Origin of the sequence: Corynebacterium mendelii (genome assembly GCF_017307055.1) — a bacterium.
Classification (GTDB): Bacteria; Actinomycetota; Actinomycetes; order Mycobacteriales; family Mycobacteriaceae; genus Corynebacterium; species Corynebacterium mendelii.
This window is the reverse complement of the sequence record NZ_JAFLEQ010000008.1, coordinates 182,384-206,493: the sequence shown is the minus strand read 5'-3', so window position 1 is coordinate 206,493 and position 24,110 is coordinate 182,384. Positions and strand designations below refer to the sequence as shown.

The following is a 24,110-nucleotide window of genomic DNA, read 5'->3' as shown; positions in this document are numbered from 1 at the left end:
CTTTCGAAAAAAAATGTGCCGCTACACATCCACAATAACTTGGCGCCTAACAAGGCACAATAGCGAGTTGATGGTCACCTAATTTTAATTTTAGGATTGGAGGGCTAGGAGTTTGGAGGCGTAACCACATATCCCGATTTCTCTAAGAGCTTTATCGCAAGTGCGAGGTTCTGTCTAATGACTGTCTCTGCTTGCTGGAGTTCGTATTTCTGCCTTCCTTTTTGAACCAGGCTTTCCCAATTTTCTTTAGGAACTGCGCAGAATTCTCGAACCAAGAGTTCAATGACGTCCTCTAGGCATACTCTGAATCGGTCGCCACCCATTGGAAAATGTACATCTTGCTGTTGGGCGGCGGTTTTGTATCTTCCAGCTCGCGCGAGCAACAAGCCTAGTTCGACAGAATCAGCATGGAACTGAAAATGGCTAGCGGGTTTATTGCGCGCATTTCGGTCATATTCGAATCGCACAACTGGAACGAATTTCTTCACTGACTTGAACTCGACTTTGAAAGTGCTCAACTCGATGGCGAGGTGGTTGCCAGTTGAATTAGTGCAAAGGCGGTATACACACTTCAAATGGAGACGGTCCGATTGTGGCTTACCGATTTTGAGCGTTTTGTCGATGGTAAACGCTGCCCTCTTTTTTTCCTCGTTGGTTGAGTAAAAGACCACTCTTGTCTCGCCTTCGAGGGTCGATTCGAGCAGCGTTCTTATCTCGGTAAAGAATTTATCAACTTCAGTAACGAATTGATCGGAGTCCATAGAGACTATTCATCAATGAGCCACGAAAGTGTCTCGTAGCGGTCGAGCAGTTGCTCTTCTTTGAATTCGAGGGCACCTGCTACACGGAGTCTTCTCAAAAGCTCCACGGTATAGGGAAGCATGTCTCTTTCAACCCCGTTACGTTCGGAACGAAGCTCGCTTGTTGAACGGGGAGTTAATAACGGTGCCGACATGATGCCTCCTTACTGCCATCTTTGGGGGAATAGAATCAAGAACGTGAGTTAATTCTATTGGCTAATCGGTCGGCGTGCCAGCTCGACAGAAGGGTGGAAATGTTCCTACCCCCGCTTAACTTTAGGGGTCAGCTAGTGGCCGAGTCCAATAGTCAAAACCGACCAAGCCGAGCGTGTTGTTGCCTTGGCCACCTAGGTTATCGGTGGTGGCGACACCGGGGTCGTCGCTTGGGCGCGGTCGCCCCATCAGCCTCGGCCCGTTGGTAGCTCACGGCGTCCCGGTCACCGGGTCTGTAGATAAGGGCACGGAGGACGTCAATGCCGTCGGTTGTTATGGTTGGTTACCTCTGATGCTGGTCTTCGGCGGCAGAACCCAGTTCCTCGCTTTCGTCGCCCCTTTAAACCAACTTGCCGCAGCTTTTGTCGGCGCCACGGACAACGATTCGCTGAAAAAACACCTTGCAGCCATCAACTTCAAGATGATTGACGTCGACCCAACCGTCACCGACGACATTGATACACCCGCTGATGTTGAACGCCACGCCATCACCCGTGGCAGAACAGACCTACAGCGCCACAAACAGCAGCGGGCACAATCATGACAAAAAACGGCGCCGGTCGTTGCCAGTGATCCGGTTGAAAAACCGATCCCATCCCCTCAGAGCGGCTTTCCCATGCAACCGGCGGCCGTACCGCTGATTTTTTTACACACGACACCCGCCCGGCGGCAGGCTCCACCACTTCGCGGCCTTTCGAAAAAAAATGTGCCGCTACACATCCACAATAACTTGGCGCCTAACAGTAAGTGGGCATTCAGAGACACCACATTCGTGCGCTCGGGTGTAAACCCCGTGAGAGGCTCTCGGACATGAAAAATCACGAAACTTGGTGACTAGAAACCGCAATGCCCGTTATTTTGAAGCTGTAGAGATTGCGTTGTGCGCGCAACTCCACATTGCTGAAGCCCTCGCCACCACGCGGGGGCTTTCGTGCTTGGTGGCCACATCCTGCCAGCACCACGGTTTCTAATATCCTCTAAAATCTTCCACATTTTATTCTGGAGTTTTTCGACGCTGGGGTTAGCCTGTTGTGCGCAAAGCACACGCTGATAGATATAACAGGCTCTCCGTATTTTAGAGTGCGCAGAGCTAAATTAGACTCACAGCAACCCGATTTTGTCTGGAGTGGCGCTTTCAACCACGGCACGCGGGCAGACAGCTGGGTGTTGTTCAAGTTGTTTCACAGTCTTTAGGACCACTGCGGCTTACCATCTCCCGGTACTACCATGTCGGTGAAAAGCTTTATTGATGTCGATCTTTTTGAAGGGGACAAACGTGTCCATGCATCCCGATCTTGGGTCCTGGGTTGAATTTCTCGGGGAAAAACTCGGTGTCAACCCTGCCGATGTGCCGCTTGAACAACTGCTCGGCATGACCAAAACAGTGGCCCACCAGGCAGTCCGGCCCGGCGCGCCGATCGCCGCTTTCATGGTCGGTTTGGCGGCCGGCCGCGGGCAGCTTGGGTCAGTGGCTGAAGGAGTCGAAGTGGCTGAAAAGGCCGCCCTGGAGTTTTCCCCGCAGCAGGAGGACTGATTTTTCCGTGGCAACCGTGCGTTTTTTCGCCGCCGCCAAAGAAGCGGCCCGGTGCGGGGAAAAGACTGTCCCCGCCACCGATCTTGTCGGCCTAAAGCAGCAGCTGGAGAAAAGTTTCGGCGATGGTTTTTCCCGGGTTCTCCAGCAGTCGTCGTGGCTGGTGGACGGGGTTCGGGTACCGATGGGGGATAACCGTCCCATCGGTGATGACACGGTGGTTGATGTACTGCCGCCTTTTGCCGGCGGATAACTACCCGCCGATGGCCGACATCGGCCGGTCGGGCTGAATGAAACCGGGCTCATCGATACCGTGGCCCGGTTTTTTCACGGCCACCGCACCGCGCAGCACCCGGGCAATGGCCATCTGCCGGTCGTTTTCATCGAGTTCCCCATCCCGCAGGATGGTGCGCAGATCCTGTTCTTTCCGGGCGAAAAGACAGTTGCGCAGCTGCCCGTCGGCGGTCAGCCGCACCCGGTCGCAGTCCCCGCAGAACGGACGGGTGACAGAGGCAATCACCCCGACCGTGTGGTCACTGCCGTCAATCCGGTACAGCTGCGCCGGGGAGCTTCCCCGCCCGTCCAGTGGCTCCAGGTCGAAACGGGTGGACAGTTCCTGAAGGATTTCATCGGCGGTGAGCATCTTCTGTCTGTTCCAGGTGTGTCCCCCGTCAAGCGGCATCTGTTCGATGAACCGCATCTGCGCATCGTGGTCGATGGCAAAGGACACCAGATCGGACAGTTCTTTGTCGTTGACTCCCCGCATCGCCACCGCGTTGATTTTCAGCGGCCTGAGTCCGCTGTCGCGGGCCGCCTCAACACCGGCGACCGCCCGGGCGAAACGGTCCCGGCGGGTGAGTTTTTGGTAGGTGCCCGCATTGACGGTGTCCAAGGAAATGTTGATTCTTTCCAGGCCCGCGTTTTTCAGATCATCGATCAAGCCGGGCAGCATCAGGCCGTTGGTGGTCACCGACAGCCGCAGGGTGCCGGTGTCGGTGGGCAGGTGTGACAGCCGTTCGACGATGTCGACGATATCGGGCCTGATCAACGGTTCCCCGCCTGTCAGACGCACCTGGGTAATACCCAGACGGCAGGCGGCCCGGGCAACCTCCACGATCTCGTCGATGGTGAGCATGTCGGCTTTCGGAAGCCAGGCAACGCCTTCCGCCGGCATGCAGTAGGTGCACCGCAGCGAACAGCGGTCGGTGACCGAAATCCGCAGATCCCTGTGGACGCGGCCGAAACGGTCGGTTAACGGGCCCGCGGAAAAAGGGTCGCTGCCATCCCACACGACATCGCTTCGGGACTGCTTGACTGTCGGTGTGGGCAGTAGAATCCGGCTCACCTATATCCCCACCCAGGCGGTGGATCCGGTGTCGGTGTGCTGTTTTTTCCACACCGGCAGATCCGTTTTGATTTTTTCGATCAGCCCGCTGCAGGCGTCGATTGCTTCCCGGCGGTGCGCCGAGGAACAGGCGACCACCACCGCGATATCGCCGACCGCCAGGTGACCGTGGCGGTGGGTGACGGCAATACGTACATCACTGTCGGCCCACTCGCGGTCAATCTCACCGGCAATGGCGGCCATAAACTCCCCGGCGGCCGGATGGGCCTCGTAGTCCAGCCCGGTGACTGTGCCTTCCGCCTGCGGATCGTGGTCGCGGACCGTGCCGATGAACGTCGACACCGCACCGGCGGTAGCCGAGGTCACCGCAGCAATGTGGGCGGCCACATCAAGCGGGCTGTCGGTGACTTCAGCACGAACAACGGTCACAACGGCTCCTTGGGGTGTGAAGGGGAATCAAGCGAAGGCGACGGTTATCGGCACGGTATCAAGTCTTAGGGAAACTCTAAAACACGGGGTTTTCTGTTTCCAGCTGATCAGGTGCCGGGTGGGTGGTGGTCGCCGCCGGTGAGCTGATCGACGGCATGCGGGGCGATGGCGGCTGCAAGTGTGGCGGCATCTGTGGCCGCACCGGTGGAACCGGGGGCACACACCAGCAAAGCCCGTCTGCCGTTGACTGTGATGACCGCACCGAAACCCCGGGACAGCACCGCGCCCGGGGCACCGGCGTCCTCCCCCATCCGGCGCAGCTTCTCCCCTATGCCGGGAAGTTCATAGTCGATGATGCCGCACAGTGCCGGAAAGGTGACATCCCGCGGGCCGATGCCTGTTCCCCCGGTGGTGACAACCACCGTGCAGCCACCGTCAATCGCCCGGGTGACAGCGCCGCGGATACGTTCCGGATCATCGGGGACGATGGTCACCGGGTCAAGCCGGAAACCGGCGGCGGCGAGAATCCTTTTCGCCGCCGCACCGGAAGTGTCGGTTCTCTCCCCGCGGGCCGACCTGTCGGAGATGCACACCACATGTGCTCCCACCTCTGACGGACTGCTGTGTGCGGCCACCGGCGCCACCTTTCTGCGAAATATTTTTCTTCCCATCCCCGGCTGCTGTTGCCCCACCACTGTAAAAGGATGCCGGGGCAGGTTATGGCGCCGGGGGTTTGTTGGCTAGGATCATCTGGCATGACGAGCAATGCAATCGAATCTTCTTCCCCCCTGGCTGAACGACAGATCGTTGTCACCCTGGGCTGCCCGGACGCCACCGGTATCGTGGCGAAACTGGCCTCTTATGTGGCCACCTCCGGCGGTTGCATCGTCGAGGCCCACTATTTCACGGACCCGCACTCGGGCTGGTTTTTCACCCGGCAGGCAGTCCGTGCCGACAGCCTGGAGATCCCGGTGGATGATTTCACCACCGGTATCGGTGAGATCGCCGAAGAACTCGGGCACAATGTCCGCTGGCGGGTGTGGGATACGGCACGGCCGAAAAAAGCCGTGATCCTGGTGTCGAAGGAAGGGCACTGCCTGCATGATCTGCTGGGAAGAGTCGACCAAAACGACTACCCGATGGAAGTGGCCGCGGTGATCGGAAACCACGATGTGCTGCGCCGCACCGCCGAAAACCATAATGTGCCCTTCCACCACATTCCCTTCCCGAAAGATGCGGTCGGCAAACGCAAAGCCTTCGACAAGGTATCCGAGATCGTGCAGTCACATGACCCGGATGCGGTGGTGCTGGCCCGGTTCATGCAGATCCTGCCGCCGGATTTGTGCGAGATGTGGGAGGGCAAAGCCATCAACATCCACCATTCCTTCCTGCCCAGCTTCATGGGGGCGCGCCCCTACCACCAGGCCTACCAGCGGGGCGTGAAACTGATCGGCGCCACCTGCCACTACGCCACCAGCGACCTGGATGACGGCCCGATCATCGAGCAGGATGTCATCCGTATCAGCCACAAGGACACCCCGTCCGATATGCAGCGGCTGGGCCGGGACGCGGAAAAGATTGTGCTGGCCCGTGGCCTGCGCTACCACCTGGAAGACCGGGTGCAGGTCTACGGCAACCGGACGGTCATCTTCGACTAGCCCCACCCGGCTTTTTGTTTTCCGGCCTGCAGCTTATTTCCGGCTGCAGGCTTTTTCTTGACACCTGTCACGATGCGGCTGCTGCCGGCGGGGCCTGGCACGCGGCAGACAACCTGCAGGCGGTAGCCTGAAGACCATGGCTGACAAGAAGAAAATGAACGTCGAATCCTTCAACCTGGACCACCGCAAAGTGGCTGCCCCCTATGTGCGTATCGCCGACCGGAAGAAACTCCCCGGCGGTGACGAACTGGTGAAATACGATGTGCGTTTCACCCAGCCGAATGTGGAGCATCTGGAAACAGAGACCATCCACGCCATTGAGCACATGACCGCCGAACTGATGCGCAACCACACCGACAAGCTCATCGATTTCTCCCCCATGGGCTGCCGCACCGGTTTCTACGCCATCACCCTCGGACTGGAACCCGATGAGTTCTTCCCCATCCTGGAAGCCACCTTCCGCGATATCCTCACCAGTGATGAGGTTCCCGCCGCCAACGAAATCCAGTGCGGCTGGGGCGCCCACCACGATCTTGCGGGCGCGAAAAAACAGGCGCAGATGATGCTCGACCACAAAGATGAATGGGCCACCGTGATGGCGGACTAGCACGCACCACGCGCACTCCGCTTCAGTCGGGGTGCGCGCAATCGTGTCACCCCCGAAAAAACCAGCGGCACCCACCCATCCCTGTGGGGTGCCGCCCTGTTTGTTTCATCACGGTGGCGCCGACTCCTGTGCCGGTGTTGTCAGAGCTTTTTCCCGGCGTGTTGGAAAAACTCGAGGATCCTGCGTTCATTGCCGCTGACAGGGTGTTTGCTGTTTCCCTTGCGCGACAGCATGTAAACGGTGTTGCAGGTTCTGTACAGCAACTCCAGGTCGTGGGTGATCAGGATAACCGGGGTGGTGATGATTTTTTCCCTGATCGCGTCGGCAACAATAACCATCCGCCGGTAGTCCAATCCCGCGGTGGGTTCGTCCAGGATGACCAATTCAGATGGTTCAAGCAAAGCTATGAGCACAGCCAGGCGCTGTTTCTCCCCACCGGACAGATCATGCGGGTTGAGGGTGCGTTTGTCCCACAACTCGAAATCGATCAGATACTGTTTCACGCGTGCCAGATAATCCGGGTCGTTTCTTTTGTCCCGGGGGATCAGTTCTTTCTCCACGGTTTCGCTGAAAAACATATCGACACAGTTCTGCAGCGCAATAGATACATTTTTTCGCCGTGCGCGTTGCCGTTGCCCGTAGCTTGTGCGCCCCTGCCGCAAGGGCAACAGCCCCTTGAGCTGTTTGGCCAACGTCGTTTTCCCGACCCCGTTGTCACCTATGACCGCCATGCATTCACCGCGGTGCACCACAAAGTCAACCAACGACGGGAACGAATACGAACCGTTGTCAATCCGGAGATTGTCCACCGTCACCGCAGGCTCACCGGACGGTGGCGGCATCAGGGCTGTGAGATTGTCCTCGTTGAGGCAGCGAAGGCCGTGCCTGCGTTCCAACCCGTGTGCCAGCTCCCCGGCGGGAATAATGTCGCTGATCCGCCCCGCTTCCATGACAACGACCCGGTCTGCCAGGCCCGCCAGGTAAGCCAGCCGGTGTTCGGCAATGATGATGGTCTTTCCCTGCTGTTTCAGCCGGCCCAGTATGTCACCGAGCTGGTGGGTGGCCGTGTAGTCAAGATTCGCGGAGGGTTCGTCCAACACCAGAATCCCACTGTCGAACACCAGGGTCGAGGCGACAGCCACCTTCTGTTTCTGTCCCCCGGACAGTTGTCTGACTTCTCTGTTGCGCAGAGCAGCAATCCCTGTCTGGTGCAGCGCACAGTCGACCCGGTGCCGCAGCTTGCCCACGGGCATCCCCATGTTTTCCCCGATAAGCGCAACTTCCCCCTCGACGGTTTTGGAGAAAAACTGGTCGTTGGGGTTCTGGAAGACATTGCCGACATATTTCGCGATTTCACCCGGTCGATACTCGTCCATCCGCCGCTGACGGATATGTATGCTCCCGTCGACATCACCGTCATACAAAGCCGGTATCAAACCGTTGATAAGCCTGATCAGAGTGGTTTTTCCACAGCCCGAGGATCCCGTCAGCACGATGCACTCGCCGCGTTCAACCACCAGATCGATATCGTGGACAATTGTGGTGTTGGCGTAGGAAAACTGTTTTAAACCAACGCGGACAGATTCTGCCATAGTGCACCTCCCGCGAGTGAGAAACCGGCGGCCAGCACGAGAGCATCCCGCCAGGAAAAACCGAGATCAACATACGATGTCTTCTCGCAGTCGTAGTCGATCCCCTTGGTGATCAGTGCACAGGTCAACATTTCCCCGGTTTCGAGTGCCTTGTAGATCAGGGGAACCAGAAACAGCTCAACAGCCCCCACCGGGTGCATCGGGTTCGGGGTGATGTTCCGCGCCCGCATTCCCTCCCGGATAGCGAGCAGATAGCGTTTGTATTCGGGAACGAAGCGGAAGAACACCGCCACCGCAATGCACATCCCGGTGGGCAGGCGGAGCTTTTTCAACGAGTGGATGAGCACGGAGGTGTCGTAGTTGGCCTGCACGGCAGCCAGCATCCACAACGGATAGAGTTTCATGGCGATAAGCGCCATGGTGTAGACGGAACCGATCCATCCGGTGATGGGCAACAACTCCGAAGTCAGCCGGACCCCGGCATACAGCACCCCGTACGCCAGCCCATAGGCCAGTAGTGTTGTCTTTCCCCGCAGCAGACCAAGCAGCATAAAACTCAAGGCCAGCATCATCACATAGAGCAGCGTTGAACTGAAAAACACAATGGCCGTGTAGACCACAATGAGTACGCCGATCGTGATTGGTTTCACCGGCAGTTTTGGAGGACAACTGCCAGTGACCGTCATGACAGGATCTTTTCCCGTTCACCCGTGCCGTCAAAAAACTTGGCGTTGATGACACTGCCGAGCCACGCACCAAACGAGGCGGCAACAAGCTCAATCACGAGGATGATCGCCATGGTTGCCGGATCAAAGAACGTGTCTTTGACGTGCTGGGCAGCCTCCTCGGTGAACAGATTCGGAAACGTATCGACCAGGCCTTCCACCCCGAGCACAAGAATGAAGAAAAACCCGTGGAGAGCGTAGATCACCTGTGAAGCCACGTAGGAAATTCCCAGCCGCAGATCGTCGGTGTAGTTGGCACGGCTCCAGATGCAAAGCTCACCGACCAGGCCAGCTGCAATCATGACCGGGAGCATCGGCACAAACCCGATAAGGCTGTAGATGATGCCGGCCAGGGTGTAGTAGATCACCACGACACCACGTGCCGGAACCTTGTGGCACATCACAAAGTAAATGGGGCCAACCAGGATACTTCCGAGTGAGACGTGCACAAATACCCCGAACGTGCCCAGTGCCTGCGTGCCCATTCCGGCAGCCATGCTGAGGACAAAGCCGACGACGGAAAGCAATGCGACGATAACGATATCTTTCAACTTCATGGCTGTTTTTCTCCTTTTTCCCGAAGTTTTTCTTCCACGTAGACGGTGAGCATTTTTTCGACGATGTCTTTGTTGTCGTTGAATTCTTCTTTCGCACCCAGTGGTGCGAAGGCTTGGTAGCCCAACATGAGCGAGTGAACGAAAAAGACCAGAAAACGGTCCTCCAACAGCTCCGGCGCAATCCCGCTCCCCCCGAGACCGCTGTGCACGATACTTCCGTACTTGCGGTTCAGTTTTTGGTACATCGCCCGCAGTTCAGCATTGCGGCCGAGTCCCTGGAGCAGGATGGAAAAAAGTTCCTTGTACTCGTTGTCGTCGTAGATTTTTTCCATCTGATAGTTGATGAAGGTCCCCGCGTTTTTCGGCTCATTGCCAAAGCTGCGGTGCTCGGCGTAGTCAAGGCCCTCGGACATGATGTCGAAGAAGATGTCGTGCACGTTTTTGTAGTAGTGGTAGACACCCCCGGTGGACATACCCGTTTTCTCGATGACGTCATCCATCGTGGTCGCCTCGTAGCCCTTTTCCAGGATGATGTCTGCGGCTGCCCGCTGAATCTGACTTCGTCTTTCCTCTTTGGACAATCGTCGCCTGGTCATTTCCCTGCTCCCCTTATCGACTGTTCCCTCGATAAGAAAAGTAGCAGTGCCTTACCTTTGCTGTCAATCTCTCAGGAATTCGCTGCCGCTGGTGCCGTGTGCGCCCGCGGACAACTGATCCGGCACTTCCGTGGGGAAGATGGAAGAAGGCGGGGTGCCTCCGCCCCGGGCGCTGTGTGGCCGGCGCATCCGGATTCGGCTTTAAAAAGCCCGGATGTCAGCTCCCCCAGGGTGTCGCACAGCTTGGAAAATAAGCAGCAGTGATGCGGCACAGCCCGAATGACAGTGCTACCACCTGCGCGCGCTGTCTTATCAGGCATGTCCCCGCCCCGCGGTGCAACGGCGCCCGCACCGGCAGCCGGGTACGCAAAAAGCCTGCGCCCCGCACAGCGGGGAGCAGGCTTGGTGGTGTTGCGTGAAGTGTTGGCGGCCGGTGCTGTCCTACCAGGAGCTACTGCCGTCGAGGATCGATTTGATCTGGGGGCGCACGTCGAAGAAATAGACGCCCAGGATCACCAGGGCGATGATGTTGATCAGCCAGACACCCAAAACCATCGCCAGTGAGGAACCGGCGACCATGGCGAACCAGAACCATTTGGGTTTGCGGTTGGCCGCTTCAAAGGCATCCTCGCGGGTGGCGGCGATCTGGGCTGCGCCAATGGCCCCGGCGACGGCGAAAATGTACGGGATCACCCCCCGGAGAAGGAACATGTAGGCAATGATGTCGCTCATGTGGCTCAGCCCGCCTTTCACCGAAAAAATTTGGTCGTTGACTGTATCGGCCCAGCCGGTGGTCACCGGCCGCGTCCGACCAGTGTAGCCGCCGTGATCGCCGCCGGGAAACCCAGGTTGGGCATCTCAGGCACCGGCCACCAGGACCGCCAGGGAGGACAACAGGTAGATGGCCACACCCGCCAGGGAGCCGACGATGGTGCCGTTCATGCGGATGTACTGCAGGTCCTTGCCGACCATCAGCTCGATTTTGTCGACGGTTTCGTCGGTGTCCCAGCCGGCGATGGTGTCGCTGATCAGGCTGGTGAGATTGTCACCGTAGTTTTCGGTGATGAATCTGGCACCTTTGGTGATCAGGGTGTCCAGCCACCTGCGCCGTGCGGTGTCATCGAGCAAAGCATTGCCGAATGTCACCAGCCAGGCGGTGATTTTGGTGCGCAGCAGCGAGGTGCTGTCGCTGGCCTGGGTGTTGAGGTTGCCGGCGATGGACTGCCACATCACCGCCGGGAGATCGGTCACCGCCCGGCTGGCCAGGACCTCTTGTTTGAGTTGTTCAACCTTGGCGATGGTGCGGTCGTTGTGCTGCAGATCATCGGCGAATTCAGCGATGATGCGGGCCAGGTGGCGGCGGAACTCGTGGGTGGGGTCGGTGGCGATCTGCTCGGTAAAGCCGATGACTTCCCGGTAGAGCTTGTCGGCGGCGATGGTGTGCATGAATCCGGGCGCCCAACCGGGCAGTTTGTCGTCGACGATCCGGTCGAAAAACCCCGGGTTGCGCAGGGCCTGCCGGTGCAGCCAGGCGGCGAACTGTTCAATGACCGGTTCGGTGTGCCCTTCGGCGATCAGCTGTTCCAGCAGGCGGCCCGCGGGCGGGCCCCAGGCGGGTTCGGCTGCTTTGTCGACCACCGCCGACTTGATGATGGCCGTCACTTCTTTCTCGTCGGTGTTGTTGACCGCCCACACGATGGCTTCCCCGACTTTCCGGCTGCACAGCTCGGCATTGCCGGGGGTGGCCAGCCACCTGCCGATGTCGGTGGGAACGTTCATCTTCTGCAGGCGGTCAATGATCAGCTCGGCGTTGAGGAAGTTCTCGCCGACGAATCCGGCCAGTGACCGGCCGATGCGGTCCTTGTTCGTTTTCACGATCGCGGTGTGCGGAATCGGCAGCCCCAACGGGTGCCGGAACAAAGCGGTCACGGCAAACCAGTCGGCCAGGCCGCCGACCATGCCTGCTTCCGCGCCGGTGCGGATCAGCCCCACCCACCAACTGGCGCCGGCCCCCAGCTCGGCGGTGTGCGCGATGACCTGGCAGGCGATGTAGACCACCGCGGCCACGATCAGCAGCCCCAAGGCCAGCCGCTTGTGGTGGGTCAGCTCGTCACGGCGGCGGGCCTGTTCGGCCGGCGGTGGGCCGGGCACTGTCGACAGTGCGGGTTTCGGGTTGCTGTTGCGGTAATCGGCGCCCATGCAACCATTATCCCCATCGCCGGTGCCCCGGATACCGGCACCCCGCCGACCGGCGGGCAGCGCCGGAGCCCCGGCGAAACGCCGGGTGCGTCACATCATGGCCAGCCCCGCTTTGAAAAACCCGGCGGCCACCAACACGGTGAGAATGGTCATGAGCACATAGATAATATTTCGCGACATGCCCGCCCACCCTAGCGGCCCCACCGGCCGGCGCCCGCCGCACAACCGGCCATATCCGGCCGCGGGGCGCCGCCTGTGACACACCTCTCCCCCGGATAGGTGGGAACACACGTGTCGGTGAGGGCGGTGTCCGACATGCGGGGTGGCCTGTCCGGTGTTGTTTTTTTTAACTGCAGATATGAAAAAACCGCTGCAGCCGCCTCGTGGGGAGGGGTGCAGCGGTCAGACACGACTGCTGTGGCAGATATCGTCCAGCCGGTGTGTGGTCGGGGTTTTCCATCCGGCGGTCCACCGGGGTGCGACAGGACCGGAGGACCCGGTCCGCAGGGCGTGACGGCAACCGGTTTTTTACCGGGTTGCTACATCGTCCGCCCGGTGCGTGCCCGGTAGGCGCGGAAGTGGCGGCGGGAGTGGTGGATCAACGCTGCGCCGACGATCCAGCAGGCCAGCATGAAGATGACACCGATGATGGTGAACAGTCCCCAGCTGTCCTGGGAGCCGACGCTTTTCGCGCCGAGGGCAAAAACCCAGATGCCGATACCGACAACCGAGCTGAGGATGAGTCCCATACCAACCCAGGTTCCCGCCAAATTCAACGAGGAGTGCGGGGAATCGTAGGAGGAGGGACGGTAGCCCTCCAGGTAGTGGGGTTCGCCGTCGAAAGCGGGGTAGGTGGCGTCGCGGTTGTCCGCTGCTGCGTGGGAAGACATGTCCTTGGGGTCGCCCTTTCTTACATCGTCATCGGCCCATCGCAGCCGTCCCGGCTGGACCGGCCGACTGCCTGATGGATGTGAATCTGTCACAGGTGCTGTATCCGGTTGTCCGCTGTGCGCCGCGGCGCGGTGCCGATCATGGATACGGCTAGTAACAGTATAGTTTGTCTGCGCCGGAAACGCGCATCATAACGGGAAAATAGTGAAGCCTCCGGCGGGTGGGAACAAGACCGCGGTGCGCTCCCGGCGGTCCGGGGGCACACAGCTAAGATGACAGTTCCCCGGCACCTGGTGACGATGGTGCCGGGGAACCGCATTGGAGGTGGCTGCCTGCTACGGTGGCCTGCCGGGGGCGGGTGGGAAACCATCCGCCGCCGGCGGTGCACACGAAACCGGTCATGCCGGCCTGTGGGAGACAGTGGGGCCAGCCCGGCGGCGGGAAGGGGGGATACGGTGTGTGCAGCCTCCCGCACATGCCGCCGGGGTGGACGAACCGTCGTGGCCTAGTCGTCCTTGGCGCGGAAAGCGGCCCGGGCGCGTTCCTTGTTGATCGACGCAACAGCGGTCAGGGGAATCGCGGCGGGGCAGACATCGGCGCATTCGCCGTACAGCGAACAGGGGCCGAAGTTGGTTTCCAACTCGTCAACCATCTGCCGGGCGCGTTTGCCGCGCTCTTCCTTGCCCATCGGCATCATCGACAGGTGAACCAGTTTCGCGCCGGTGAACAGGTGCGCGGCACCGTTGGGGCAGGCGGCGACACAGGCGCCGCAGCCGATACAGGCGGCATGGTCCAGGGCGGCTTCCGCGGTCTGGAAGTTCATGTGCAGGGTGTCGGCATCCGGTGCGGTGCCGGCGTTGACGGTGACATAACCGCCCTGCTGCATGACCCGGTCCAGTGCGGAACGGTCCACAATCATGTCTTTGATGACCGGGTAGGCCTTGGAGCGGAACGGCTCCAGTTTGATGGTGTCGCCGTCAGAGTAGCTGTACAGACGCTGCTGGCAGGCGGGCTTGTTTTTCTCCGGTCCGTGGGGACGGCCGTTGACGTACAGGCCACAGGTGCCGCAGATGCCTTCACGGCAGTCGGAGGCGAAAGCGAAGGGTTCTTTCCCGGCCTCGACGAGACCGGAGTTGACGTGGTCGAGCAGCTCCAGGATGGACATTTGCTCGACAGCGTCGGGAACGTCGATGGACTCGAAGTGCCCTTCGTCGTTGGGTCCTGCCTGACGCCAGATCTCAAGATGCAGTTTCATTACTTGTAGTTCCTTGTCATGAGCGGGATGGAATCGAAGGCGAGGGGCTCTGCGTGGCGGATGAACGTGTGGTTCTCGCCGGGCTCCCACGCGGAGACGAAGCACCAGTGCTCGTCGTCGCGTTCGGCCTCACCGTCGTCGGACAGGTGGTCGTCGCGGTAGTGCGCGCCGCAGGACTCGTCGCGGTCCAGGGCGTCGATGCACATCAGCTCACCGAGGTCGATGTAGTCGGCCACCCGGTTGGCGTACTCGAGCTGCTGGTTCATCTCTTCTTTGCCGCCGGGGATAAACAGGTCCGACCAGAAGTCCTCGCGGAGTTTCCGGATGTTGTCGATACCCTTTTTCAGATCCTCGACGTTGCGGGCCACACCACAGGAGAAGTAGAGGATTTCACCGAGCCTGCGGTGGAAGTGCTCCGCACCGTGGGTGCCCTGGATGCCCATCAGTTTGTCGATGCGGGCCTGGGCGCGCTGGATGGCGGCGGTGGCGGCCGGATCATCCTCCGCCAGCCGCTCGGTGCCCAGCAGCGGACCCAGGTAGTTCGGGACCGAGAACGGCAGGGTGAACCAGCCGTCAACGGAGGCCGACAGCAGGGAGTTCGCGCCCAGACGGTTCGCACCGTGGTAGGTCCAACCGGACTCACCGCCGGCGAACAGCCCCTCGATCGAGGTCATCATATTGAAGTCGCTCCACAGGCCACCCATGGTGAAGTGGCAGGTGGGGGCGATACGCATCGGGGTGGTGTAGGGATCCTCGCCGATGGTCTCCTCATACATCTGGAACAGGTTGGAGTAGCGTTCCTTGACCTTGTCCTTGCCTAGCCGGTTGATCGCGTCGCGGAAGTCGAGGTAGGCCGAGTTGTGCATCGGGCCCACACCGAGACCGGCGTTGATCTGCTGGGAGATGGCGCGGGAGGCCACGTCGCGGGGCACCAGGTTGCCGAAGGCCGGGTAGCGGCGCTCCAGGAAGTAGTCGCGTTCCTCTTCCGGAATGGTGTTCGGATCCCGGTCGTCTTTCGGTTCCTTCGGCGACCAGACACGGCCGTCGTTGCGCAGCGACTCCGACATCAAAATGGTCTTGGACTGCCATTCCGAGTTGACCGGGAGACCGGTCGGGTGGAACTGGATGAACGACGGGGAAGCGAAGTAGGCGCCGCGGTCGTAGGCGCGCATGATCGCCGAGGCGTTGGAGTTCTTCGCCAGGGTCGACATGTGGTAGACGTTGCCGTAGCCGCCGGTGCACAAAATCACCGCGTGCCCGGTGTGGGCGCTCAGCTCGCCGGTGATCAGGTTGCGCATCACCGCGCCCTTGCACACCTTCTTGCCGTCTTCTTCCACCACAATCAGATCAACCATCTCATTGTGGGTGAAGATTTCGACCGTGCCCTCGTGAATCTGGCGCTGCAGGGCGGACGCCGCCGACAGCTGCAGCTGCTGGCCCGTCTGGCCGCGGGTGTAGTAGGTGCGGGAGACCTGCACGCCACCGAATGAACGGGTCGCCAGGGTGCCGCCGTATTCGCGGGCGAAGGGGGCGCCGATGGCGTTCATGTGGTCGATCACGCGCACCGACTCGTAGGCCAGGCGCCAACAGTCGATCTCCCGGCAGCGGTAGTCGCCGCCTTTGACGGTGTCTTTGCAGTGGCGGTACGCCGAGTCGTTGTCGACTTTCTTGCCGCGGGCGGAGTTCACGCCACCCTGGGCGGCAATCGAGTGCGCACGACGCGGGGCGTCATGGTAGGTGAACGCCTTGACGTCATAGCCCAACTCGCCCAACGCCGCAGCCGCACCCGCACCGGCCAGGCCGGTACCGATAACCAGAATCCGGAACTTCCGGCGGTTGAGCGGGGAGACCAGATTGTAGTGGTCCTTCTGGTCATCCCAGGCTTCGCGCATGCGGACATGCTTCGGGCCGTGATCGTCGAGAATCGAACCGATCCGGACATCCGGCACACAGCTGGCCGGCTGGGTGAAGTCGGTCACGGTGAAGTCGATGGCTTCGTTTTTTGCGTGGTTGCTCATTGTTATTCCTTCTTACGTGCCTTGTACCTGGGTCAGCTGATCCATCCGAAGGCCACGGCCAACGGGATCGAGATGTTGCCGACCATCACGGCGGCAGGCACCAGATAGGAGATGAACAGCAGGACGGCGCGCGTGCGGTGACCGGTAATACCCAGGTCACTGACCGCGGTGAACAGCCCGTGGGACAGGTGCATAAACAGCACCACCATCGCCAGGATGTACCAGATGGCCACCGGCCAACGGCTGAAGGATTCCACCAGGTTGTGGTGGACCGCACCGTGCTCGAAGCCGGCGGCGGCAGCCGGTTGCACGCCCATCGTCAAATCCAGGATGTGGAAGATGATGAACAGCAGCAGAACCACGCCGGTGACGATCATGGTGCGGGCCGTAAACGAGTTCAGGCCACCCATGAGGTTCTTCCGGCGGAACTTGCCGCGGGACTGGTGGGCACGCCCGGTCAGGGCGAAGGCGCACCAGATGTGCAGGATCAACGAAACCAGCAGGGTGATGCGGAAAATCCACAGCACACCCTCTTCGGGAATCAGCGGTTCACCGACGGTGCGGAGGAAATGCCCGTACTCGTCGATGTGGTAGCGGAAACCGTCGTGCTTGGCGGGATCGGCGATCTCCGGCATGAAGATTTTCAGGTTGCCGATCATGTGGACCAGCACGAAGCCGCCGAAAATCAGGCCGGTGATCGCCATCGTGAGCTTCATTGCCCACGTGGGGAAACCCGGCTTGTCGCGCAGCGGCTTTTCAGTAATTTTACCGTGACGGATTGAGTCACGATCGATGTCTTTTACAGTCATGGCACCTCCAGTGTCGCTTTAACTGTACGGTGCAGCACATGCCAGGAACCACTCAAATTCGTGTCAGGTGACGCACGACACAAGGTGTTTTTCTCCCCTTTTTATAGGTTGAAGGGTAGGCTTACCATTTTTGTTCATAGGCCCGGGGCACGTTTGCCCCGTTCAGGCCACTAAACAGAAATTCACTTCGACGTCAGACGATTTCTCATCCGCGGGCGGCGTGACAGCTAAGGCCACTTTTTAATTACCCCATACTGTGTCAACCGAAAGTTGGGGTTGCCGGTTTGCCCGGCCGGCCGAGCCTGAAGCGCCGCCAAGAAATGCCGCAGCGGCAACCTGTCCGGATGATAAAAAAACAGCCCCCAAAAAAGCCCCGCCTGCTGCACAAACTAATCACACTACTGTGATTGGTGTTCTTTTTTAGGGCAGCCATGCAAGGCCCGGGTGGCGGCCCGCCCGGCCGGGGCCGGCCCCACAACAGCCGCCCACCCCCGCTGCAATGCGGCCCCGGCCGCATCCCGGTTTAGCAAACTGATGCAAAGTGCACTTCACGACGCTTCACAGCATTTACACTTGACGGCATCATGGACAAAATTTATGCCGGTTCCCGGCTCAAACAGCTGCGCCAGGAGCGGGGGCTGAACCAGGCGGAGCTCGCCCAGGCCCTCGGGCTGTCGGCAAGCTATGTCAACCAGATCGAGCACGATGTGCGGCCGGTGACTGTGCCGGTGCTGTTGAAGGTGACGGAAGTCTTCGGCATTGACCCCACCTTCGTCAGCCGGGACAGCAATTCCCGTTTGATCGGGGAGGTGCGTGAGGTTCTCACCGACCCGGAAATCCGGCTGGATCCGGGGCGGGTGGAAGAGATGATCCGGGTGGCCGCCGACCATCCGGCGCTGGCGCATGTTTTGGTCGATTTGCACACCAGGCTGCGCAACGTGCGGGAGGCGGAGGTTTTTTCCGGGCACTCGAACGCCGCCCCGCAGGCGCTGCCGCATGAAGAGGTCCGTGATTTCTTCTACGCCCACCGCAACTACTTCGATTCCATTGACACCGCCTGCGAGCAGATCGCCTGCGAGATGGGTCACTCCGGGATGCCGGGCGGGCTGGCCGACCGCTTGACCGACCGGCTTTTCCACCACGGCATCACAACCACTGTCGCCCCGCAACCCACCGGTTTCCTGCACCGCTTCGACCGCGCCACCAACCAGATCATTCTCACCGCCGGCCTGTCCGAGGGGCAGCGGGCCTTCCGCCTGGCCGCGGAGTTGGCGCTGGTGGAATTGTCCGGGCTTGTCAACGACCAGCTCGACAGCCACCATTTCAGCGCCCCGGGGGCGAGGCCCCTGGCGCTTAAGGGACTGGCCAGTTACGCCGCGGCCGCCACCATCATGCCGTACCGGGATTTTTTGGCGCGGGCCGATGGCTGCGGCTACGACATTGAGCAGCTGGAGGCGATGACCGGCCTGAACTATGAAACCGTCGCCCACCGCCTGTCCACGCTGCAGCGCCCCGGCCGGGAAGGTGTGCCGTTTACCTTTGTGCGGGTCGACCGGGCCGGCAATATGTCCAAACGCCAGTCAGCCACCGGTCTGCACCTGGGGCGGGCCGGTGGGACCTGCCCGCTGTGGAATGTCTACAAAACCTTCACCAATCCCGGGGAGATCATGCGGCAATTCACCCGCATGCCCGACGGTGGAAGCTATCTGTGGATTTCCCGCACCGTGCGCCACCACCGCAGCAGTTTCGCCGAGCCGGGAAAAATATTTGCCGTCGGTTTGGGTTGTGAAGCCCGGCACGCCCACCGCACCGTCTATGCCACCGGCCTGGATTTCACCGACCCGGCAGCAGCCACCCCCATCGGGCCCGGGTGCCGGACCTGTTCGCGCACCGACTGCTCCCAACGCGCGTTCCCGGCGGTCGGGCAAACCATCACCGTTGATCCGCACACCTCCCGGGTGGCGCCCTACTAGGTGACCCCTCCCCCACCGTCCCCCACCCGGGCTGTGGTCGAACCTCCCGCAGATCACGGGTGTGGGTCAGGAACAAAAACGTCTGTTGCCGGCCCGCCGGGCGGTGGGTGCGCCACCGGGTGGCGGGGATGGTGGTCAACGCACAGGAAAAACCGGTGCCTCCCCACCGTGGTGGTGGGGACGGCACCGGCCTTAACCATCCAGCGTTTAGTTCGCTGCCTGCTCGAGAAGCTCCGCCTGGAAGTATTCTGCCGGGGGCAGCAGCTCGTCCTTGGTGACTTTGCCTTTCTCGACGAAGAAGTCGCCCATGGCGGTCAGCCACTTTTCAATGGTTCCGTCTTTCCACAGTTCCACCTGATCCTGGGAGGACAGGACATTGATGTGAACGGCCTCACCCTTGAGCTTGTCGACCGGCTGCTGTGACATGTCGGCGACAAGTTCCAGGGTCTTGTCCGGGTTTTCCTTGCGGTAGTCCAGCGCCTGGGCGAGAACCCGCTCCACACGGGCGGCTTTGTCCGGGTCTTTGGTGGCGAGATCCTTTTGCATCACGATCGCCGACGGGAAAGCCATCTGGTCTTCGAAGTCGGAGTCTTCAGCCAGTTCAACCAGATCCGGCACCCGCTGCTTGATGGTTTCCACCAGCGGGTACCAGATGCCTGCGGCATCAATCTGACCGGCGGCGAAAGCGGAGGTGATCGCGGTGGGATCCATCGGGATGCGCTGGATGTCATCGACGGTCATGCCTTCTTTGGCCAGCGCCAGCGACAGGATCGTGTCACCGGAGGTTCCTTCAGGGACACCAACTTTCTTGCCCTTCAGATCCGCCACCGAGGTGATGCCCGGCTGGGCGATCAGCCGGTCGGCATTGGAGATCGCGATCAGGGAGGCGATGTCGGCGTTGCCTTTGGCCGGCAGCCAGAAAGCGCCGTTGCCGATGTAGCCGTAGTCCAAATCCCCGGTGCCCAGGGCCGTGATCTGCAGCGGACCGTTGGTGAAGGTCTTGAGATCAACGTTGATGTTTTCTTTCTCCCACAGGCCCTGGTCCTTGGCGATCGCCAGCAGGGCGGTGCCGTTGAGGTCGGGGATGTAGCCGAAGTTGACGTCGATCTTTTCTTTCTTCGACGTGTCGGCGTCTTTGGCCTGCTCGCTGCCGGCCCCCTGCGAGGCGGCCGTGCTGTCGGATGCAGCCGAATCCGATGAGTCGCCGCAGGCGGTCAGGGATGCGGCCATCATAACGGCCGCGGCGGTGACGGCAGCGATCTTTCTGGCGGTTGTTCTCACGGTGTCTCTCCTTGTGTGTCGGGGTTAGCCCAGGTTCTGCGGCCCGAGCGGGCCGGAATAGGTGCTGTCGTCCTGGTGGTAGACGGCCTGCCAAATCTTGTTGCGCAAGGTGGCGAACTCCGGCGACAGCCTCATCTCGTCGTCACGGGGATAGGGCAGGTCAATGGGGATGATGTCGTAGATGCGGCCCGGCCTTGCGGCCATCACCACCACCCGGTTGGCCAAAAAGACGGCCTCGTCGACATCGTGGGTGATAAACAGCACCGTGCGCTTGTCCTGCTGCCAGGTCTTGAGCAGATTGTTCTGCATCTGCACCCGGGTCAGCGCATCCAGGGCGCCGAATGGTTCATCCATCAGCAGGATTTTCGGGTTGACGGCGTAGGCGCGGGCGATCGCACAGCGCTGTTTCATGCCGCCGGACAGCATCTTCGGCAGGGCATCGGCGAATTCACTCAAATCGACCATCTCGATGTAGTGCTCGGCGATGCTGCGCCGTTCCGCTTTGTCCTTGACCATTTCCTTCAGACCGAATTCGACGTTCTGCCGCACGGTCAGCCACGGAAACAGGGCGTACTGCTGGAAAATGACTCCCCGCTCCGGGGAGGGGCCGTCGACCTGTTTGCCGTCGACCAGGGCCTGCCCGGTGGTGGGGGTGTCCAGCCCGGCCAGCAGGTTCATCATGGTGGATTTACCGCAGCCCGACGGGCCGACGACGGTGACGAATTCGGCTTCGCCGACGTCCAGGGACACATGGTCCAGGGCGGTGAAGGTTTCCTTGCCCAGCCGGAATACCTTCGAGCAGTCCTGAATCGAGATTTTCTTCGGATCAAGCATCTTTGTTCTCTTCCCCTTTCCGCCTCTAGCGGCGTTCCTGCCAGCCGGTGAGTTTGTTTTCCGCGAACAGCAGAATCCGGTCCATGATCAAACCGAACACGCCGATGGTGATCAGCGACACCATGATGGTGGCGGTATCCAGGTAGACCTGGGCGTTTTGCATGCGGTAGCCCAGGCCGCCCTGGGAGGCGATCAGTTCCGCGGCAACCACGGTGGCCCAGGCGGAACCCAAACCGATGCGCATGCCCACCAGGATGAAGGGGGTGGATGCGGGAACCACCACTTTGGCGAAAATGCGTCCGTCACCGGCGCCGAGCACTTTGGCGGCGTTGATCAGGGTTTTGTCGACGCTGATCACACCCTGGAAGGTCGAGATCACACACGACAGGAAGGCGGCCAGGAAGATGACGAAGATTTTCGGCATCTCGCCGATCCCCATCAGCACCAGCACCAGCGGGATCATCGCCAGTGGCGGGACAGTACGGAAAAACTGGATCCACGGCTCGAGCAGACCACGGGCAATGGAATACCAGCCCATGAGAAAGCCCACCGGGATAGCCAGCAGGGTTCCCAGAATGAATCCGGAGAACACGCGGGCCAGGGATGCGCCGACATCGGAAAACCACAACCCCGATGCGCACAGTTCAATGAATTTCTCCAGGACTTCCGGCGGGGTCGGCAGCACCACCCCCAGATACGGCAGAACCCACCAGATCGCCAGCCCGAGAAACAGCGACAGGGTGTTGATACCCCACATTTTGTTGCGTTTCCGGATGGCCTCGACGTCTTTGGTGTTAGTTTTGCTGGCTGTGCCAGCAGCGGCAGCACTCAACGACTTTCCTCCTCGGGACCGAAACTGGTGCACTCAGCCTCGTCGACGCATCGGGCCGGGTGCGCAAAGCCTGTGGCGCCTTTTTGTACGGAAAGAGCCGTAATCCGGTTGTCCGTGTGCCACTGGCGGTGTCTTTTATTGTGCGCGCCCGGGTACCCCTGGAAGAGGAATTCCTGCAAAAACCAACAACCGTTACCAATACGTTACCGTCTCGCAGGCGGAAAAATACCCCCTGACCAGCTCACCTGATACCGCATGTGTGCCGCAGGTAACACAGGACCTGACCTGCAAATTACCCCCATATTGAGACAAAAGGCCCCCCGTCCCGAATGGTCCGGGGCGGGGGGAAGGGGCAGGTATTTTTGTCGGCGGCTTTGCCCAAAAAACCTACAGGTTGATCATATGGCCCCCGATGCCCTCACAGGCCTCCTTGATGGCCTCCGACAGGGTCGGGTGGGTGTGGACATTGCGCCCGATTTCCTCGCAGGTCAGATCGAAACGCTGCGCCAGGGTCAGTTCGGGCAGCAGTTCGGAGACATTGGAGCCGACCATGTGGGCGCCGAGGAGTTCCCCGAATTCACCGTCGGCGACCACTTTGACGAAACCGGCCGGTTCGCCCAGCCCCTGGGCTTTGCCGTTGGCGGAGTAGGGGAAGGTGGCGACTTTGACGTCCCAGCCGCGGTCGGCGGCCAGTTCCCGGGCTTTTTCCTCGGTGTAGCCGAAGGAGGCGACCTGCGGGTTGCAGAAGGTTGCCCGCGGCATCATCATGTAGTCGCCCAGTTCCATGGTCTCTGCGCCGGCGATGGTTTCGGCGGCCACCACGCCCTGCGCCTCGGCCACATGGGCCAGCTGCAGCTTGGCGGTGACATCGCCGATGGCATAAATGTGGTCGACATTGGTACGCATGCGCTCGTCGATGGCGATGGCGCCCCGGTCGGTCAGCTTCACACCGGTGTTGTCCAGGCCGAAGCCGTCGACCCGGGGGGCGAAACCGATCGAGACCATCACCCGGTCACAGTCAAGGGTGTCGTTTTTCTTGCCGTCTTTGCTCTCGACGTCGACTTCGCAGCCGGAATCACCGTTGTCGCGGATTTCGGTGGTCTTGTAGCCGGTGAGCAGTTTCACGCCCATCGACTTGTATTCCTTGGCGATGACCTTGGACACGTCGGCGTCCTCGTTGGGCAGCACCCGGTCCATGAATTCGACGATGGTGACGTCGACACCGTAGTTGGCCAGAACGTAGGCGAACTCCATGCCGATCGCACCGGCCCCGACAATGACGATTTTCCCCGGCAGCTCGTCGGTGAGAATCTGCTGCTCGTAGGAGACGATATTGCCGCCGATTTCCACGCCGGGCAGGGACCGCACCACCGAACCGGTGGCGATAATGCAGTTGTCGAAGGTGATTTCCTTGCCGTCATCCTTGCCGTCGGAGACGACGATGGTGTGGTCGTCGGTGAAGGAACCCAGACCATCGTATTCGGTGATCTTGTTCTTTTTCATCAGGTAGTGGACACCCTTGACGATGTTCGACGAGACCGTGCGGCTGCGCGCGTGCGCCTTGCCGAAGTCGAATGTCACATCCCCGGAGATCCCGAACAGGTCGGCCTGATGGTTGAAGGTGTGGGCCAGCTCCGCATTTTTCAGCAGAGCTTTGCTGGGAATGCAGCCCACATTCAGACACACTCCCCCCCAGTATTGTTTTTCCACCACAGCGACCTTCTGGCCGAGCTGTGATGCACGGATGGCGGCCACGTAGCCACCGGGGCCCGCGCCGAGTACTACTACGTCATAATGTTCACTCACGCCTTCCAAGAATACGGATGCCGGTCATCTCGTGCGGCACCCCGGTGCCCCCGGGCGGGGTGCGGAGAGAAAAAACGCGCCCGCCCCCGGCGGTGGCCGGTGGTGTTTTCCCGGACACTTTCCGGCCGTCCCCACCGGGAGTGGCCGCGGCGGTGAAAG

At 60.5% G+C, this 24,110-nt stretch carries 24 protein-coding genes; 6 read left to right on the top strand and 18 right to left on the bottom strand.

Annotated features, from left to right (window positions below; all coding sequences use genetic code 11):
* Nucleotides 1-104: 104 nt before the first annotated feature.
* The gene (locus tag JZY06_RS04225) at nt 105-761 is read right to left on the bottom strand and encodes a hypothetical protein (RefSeq protein ID WP_207118554.1); all 657 of its coding nucleotides are present in this window, start codon (nt 759-761) and stop codon (nt 105-107) included.
* A 544-nt stretch (nt 762-1,305) separates the two neighbouring features.
* On the opposite strand from JZY06_RS04225, the gene JZY06_RS04215 reads away from it, so the two are divergent.
* From JZY06_RS04215 to JZY06_RS04205, 3 genes are all read left to right on the top strand, one after another.
* A complete protein-coding gene (locus JZY06_RS04215) occupies nt 1,306-1,557 on the top strand; it encodes a hypothetical protein (protein ID WP_207118552.1) in 252 nt (83 codons plus the stop codon).
* A gap of 738 nt (nt 1,558-2,295) precedes the next feature.
* Entirely contained in the window at nt 2,296-2,547 is a 252-nt protein-coding gene (locus JZY06_RS04210) for a DUF6457 domain-containing protein (RefSeq protein WP_207118551.1), read from the top strand.
* A gap of 7 nt (nt 2,548-2,554) precedes the next feature.
* Entirely contained in the window at nt 2,555-2,797 is a 243-nt protein-coding gene (locus JZY06_RS04205; RefSeq protein ID WP_207118550.1) for a MoaD/ThiS family protein, read from the top strand.
* Here JZY06_RS04205 and moaA read toward each other — a convergent pair whose 3' ends face one another.
* The 3 genes from moaA to JZY06_RS04190 all read right to left on the bottom strand — a co-directional run bounded on the left by moaA (nt 2,798) and on the right by JZY06_RS04190 (nt 4,953).
* A complete protein-coding gene (gene moaA / locus JZY06_RS04200; protein ID WP_207118549.1) occupies nt 2,798-3,889 on the bottom strand; it encodes a GTP 3',8-cyclase MoaA in 1,092 nt (363 codons plus the stop codon). It lies immediately after the preceding gene.
* Nucleotides 3,890-4,318, bottom strand: coding sequence for a molybdenum cofactor biosynthesis protein MoaE (locus JZY06_RS04195; RefSeq protein WP_207118548.1), 429 nt, complete (start codon nt 4,316-4,318; stop codon nt 3,890-3,892).
* A gap of 107 nt (nt 4,319-4,425) precedes the next feature.
* On the bottom strand, nt 4,426-4,953 hold the full coding sequence (locus JZY06_RS04190; protein ID WP_207118547.1) for a MogA/MoaB family molybdenum cofactor biosynthesis protein: 528 nt from the start codon (nt 4,951-4,953) through the stop codon (nt 4,426-4,428).
* A gap of 120 nt (nt 4,954-5,073) precedes the next feature.
* Here JZY06_RS04190 and purU point away from each other — a divergent pair, with 120 nt between their 5' ends.
* Entirely contained in the window at nt 5,074-5,976 is a 903-nt protein-coding gene (purU, locus tag JZY06_RS04185) for a formyltetrahydrofolate deformylase (protein ID WP_207118546.1), read from the top strand.
* A 136-nt stretch (nt 5,977-6,112) separates the two neighbouring features.
* Entirely contained in the window at nt 6,113-6,583 is a 471-nt protein-coding gene (locus JZY06_RS04180; protein WP_207118545.1) for an S-ribosylhomocysteine lyase, read from the top strand.
* Nucleotides 6,584-6,723: 140 nt separating this feature from the next.
* On the opposite strand, the gene JZY06_RS04175 is transcribed toward JZY06_RS04180, so the two are convergent.
* The 10 genes from JZY06_RS04175 to JZY06_RS04130 form a co-directional block, all read right to left on the bottom strand.
* Nucleotides 6,724-8,175 (bottom strand): ABC transporter ATP-binding protein, encoded by a 1,452-nt coding sequence (locus JZY06_RS04175; protein WP_207118544.1) that lies wholly within the window; start codon nt 8,173-8,175, stop codon nt 6,724-6,726.
* The gene (locus JZY06_RS04170) at nt 8,148-8,825 is read right to left on the bottom strand and encodes an energy-coupling factor transporter transmembrane component T family protein (protein WP_207118543.1); all 678 of its coding nucleotides are present in this window, start codon (nt 8,823-8,825) and stop codon (nt 8,148-8,150) included. The genes JZY06_RS04175 and JZY06_RS04170 overlap by 28 nt, the downstream gene beginning before the upstream one ends.
* 32 nt (nt 8,826-8,857) lie before the next feature.
* Complete coding sequence (locus JZY06_RS04165) at nt 8,858-9,457, bottom strand: MptD family putative ECF transporter S component (RefSeq protein ID WP_207118542.1); 600 nt, start codon at nt 9,455-9,457, stop codon at nt 8,858-8,860.
* Nucleotides 9,454-10,053, bottom strand: a complete 600-nt coding sequence (locus JZY06_RS04160; protein WP_207118541.1) for a TetR/AcrR family transcriptional regulator — start codon at nt 10,051-10,053, stop codon at nt 9,454-9,456. Before JZY06_RS04160 ends, JZY06_RS04165 begins: the two co-directional genes overlap by 4 nt.
* 441 nt (nt 10,054-10,494) lie before the next feature.
* Nucleotides 10,495-10,785, bottom strand: a complete 291-nt coding sequence (locus JZY06_RS04155) for a DUF2516 family protein (protein WP_207118540.1) — start codon at nt 10,783-10,785, stop codon at nt 10,495-10,497.
* 126 nt (nt 10,786-10,911) lie between these two features.
* Nucleotides 10,912-12,252 carry a DUF445 domain-containing protein gene (locus JZY06_RS04150; RefSeq protein WP_207118539.1) on the bottom strand — a complete coding sequence of 447 codons (1,341 nt, stop codon included), beginning with the start codon at nt 12,250-12,252 and terminating at the stop codon, nt 10,912-10,914.
* A gap of 539 nt (nt 12,253-12,791) precedes the next feature.
* Entirely contained in the window at nt 12,792-13,142 is a 351-nt protein-coding gene (locus tag JZY06_RS04145; RefSeq protein ID WP_207118538.1) for a hypothetical protein, read from the bottom strand.
* A 506-nt stretch (nt 13,143-13,648) separates the two neighbouring features.
* The gene (locus JZY06_RS04140) at nt 13,649-14,398 is read right to left on the bottom strand and encodes a succinate dehydrogenase/fumarate reductase iron-sulfur subunit (protein WP_207118537.1); all 750 of its coding nucleotides are present in this window, start codon (nt 14,396-14,398) and stop codon (nt 13,649-13,651) included.
* Complete coding sequence (locus JZY06_RS04135) at nt 14,398-16,416, bottom strand: fumarate reductase/succinate dehydrogenase flavoprotein subunit (protein ID WP_207118536.1); 2,019 nt, start codon at nt 16,414-16,416, stop codon at nt 14,398-14,400. Before JZY06_RS04135 ends, JZY06_RS04140 begins: the two co-directional genes overlap by 1 nt.
* Nucleotides 16,417-16,448: 32 nt before the next feature.
* The gene (locus JZY06_RS04130) at nt 16,449-17,225 is read right to left on the bottom strand and encodes a succinate dehydrogenase cytochrome b subunit (RefSeq protein WP_207118535.1); all 777 of its coding nucleotides are present in this window, start codon (nt 17,223-17,225) and stop codon (nt 16,449-16,451) included.
* Nucleotides 17,226-17,809: 584 nt separating this feature from the next.
* Between JZY06_RS04130 and JZY06_RS04125 the strand changes: the two genes are divergently transcribed.
* Entirely contained in the window at nt 17,810-19,198 is a 1,389-nt protein-coding gene (locus JZY06_RS04125) for a short-chain fatty acyl-CoA regulator family protein (RefSeq protein ID WP_207118534.1), read from the top strand.
* A 207-nt stretch (nt 19,199-19,405) separates the two neighbouring features.
* Here JZY06_RS04125 and JZY06_RS04120 read toward each other — a convergent pair whose 3' ends face one another.
* The 4 genes from JZY06_RS04120 to lpdA form a co-directional block, all read right to left on the bottom strand.
* Entirely contained in the window at nt 19,406-20,479 is a 1,074-nt protein-coding gene (locus JZY06_RS04120) for an aliphatic sulfonate ABC transporter substrate-binding protein (protein ID WP_207118533.1), read from the bottom strand.
* Between the two features lie 24 nt (nt 20,480-20,503).
* Nucleotides 20,504-21,313, bottom strand: a complete 810-nt coding sequence (locus JZY06_RS04115; RefSeq protein ID WP_207118532.1) for an ABC transporter ATP-binding protein — start codon at nt 21,311-21,313, stop codon at nt 20,504-20,506.
* Between the two features lie 25 nt (nt 21,314-21,338).
* Entirely contained in the window at nt 21,339-22,145 is an 807-nt protein-coding gene (locus tag JZY06_RS04110; RefSeq protein WP_207118531.1) for an ABC transporter permease, read from the bottom strand.
* Nucleotides 22,146-22,532: 387 nt separating this feature from the next.
* The gene (lpdA, locus tag JZY06_RS04105; RefSeq protein ID WP_207118530.1) at nt 22,533-23,951 is read right to left on the bottom strand and encodes a dihydrolipoyl dehydrogenase; all 1,419 of its coding nucleotides are present in this window, start codon (nt 23,949-23,951) and stop codon (nt 22,533-22,535) included.
* Nucleotides 23,952-24,110 lie beyond the last annotated feature (159 nt).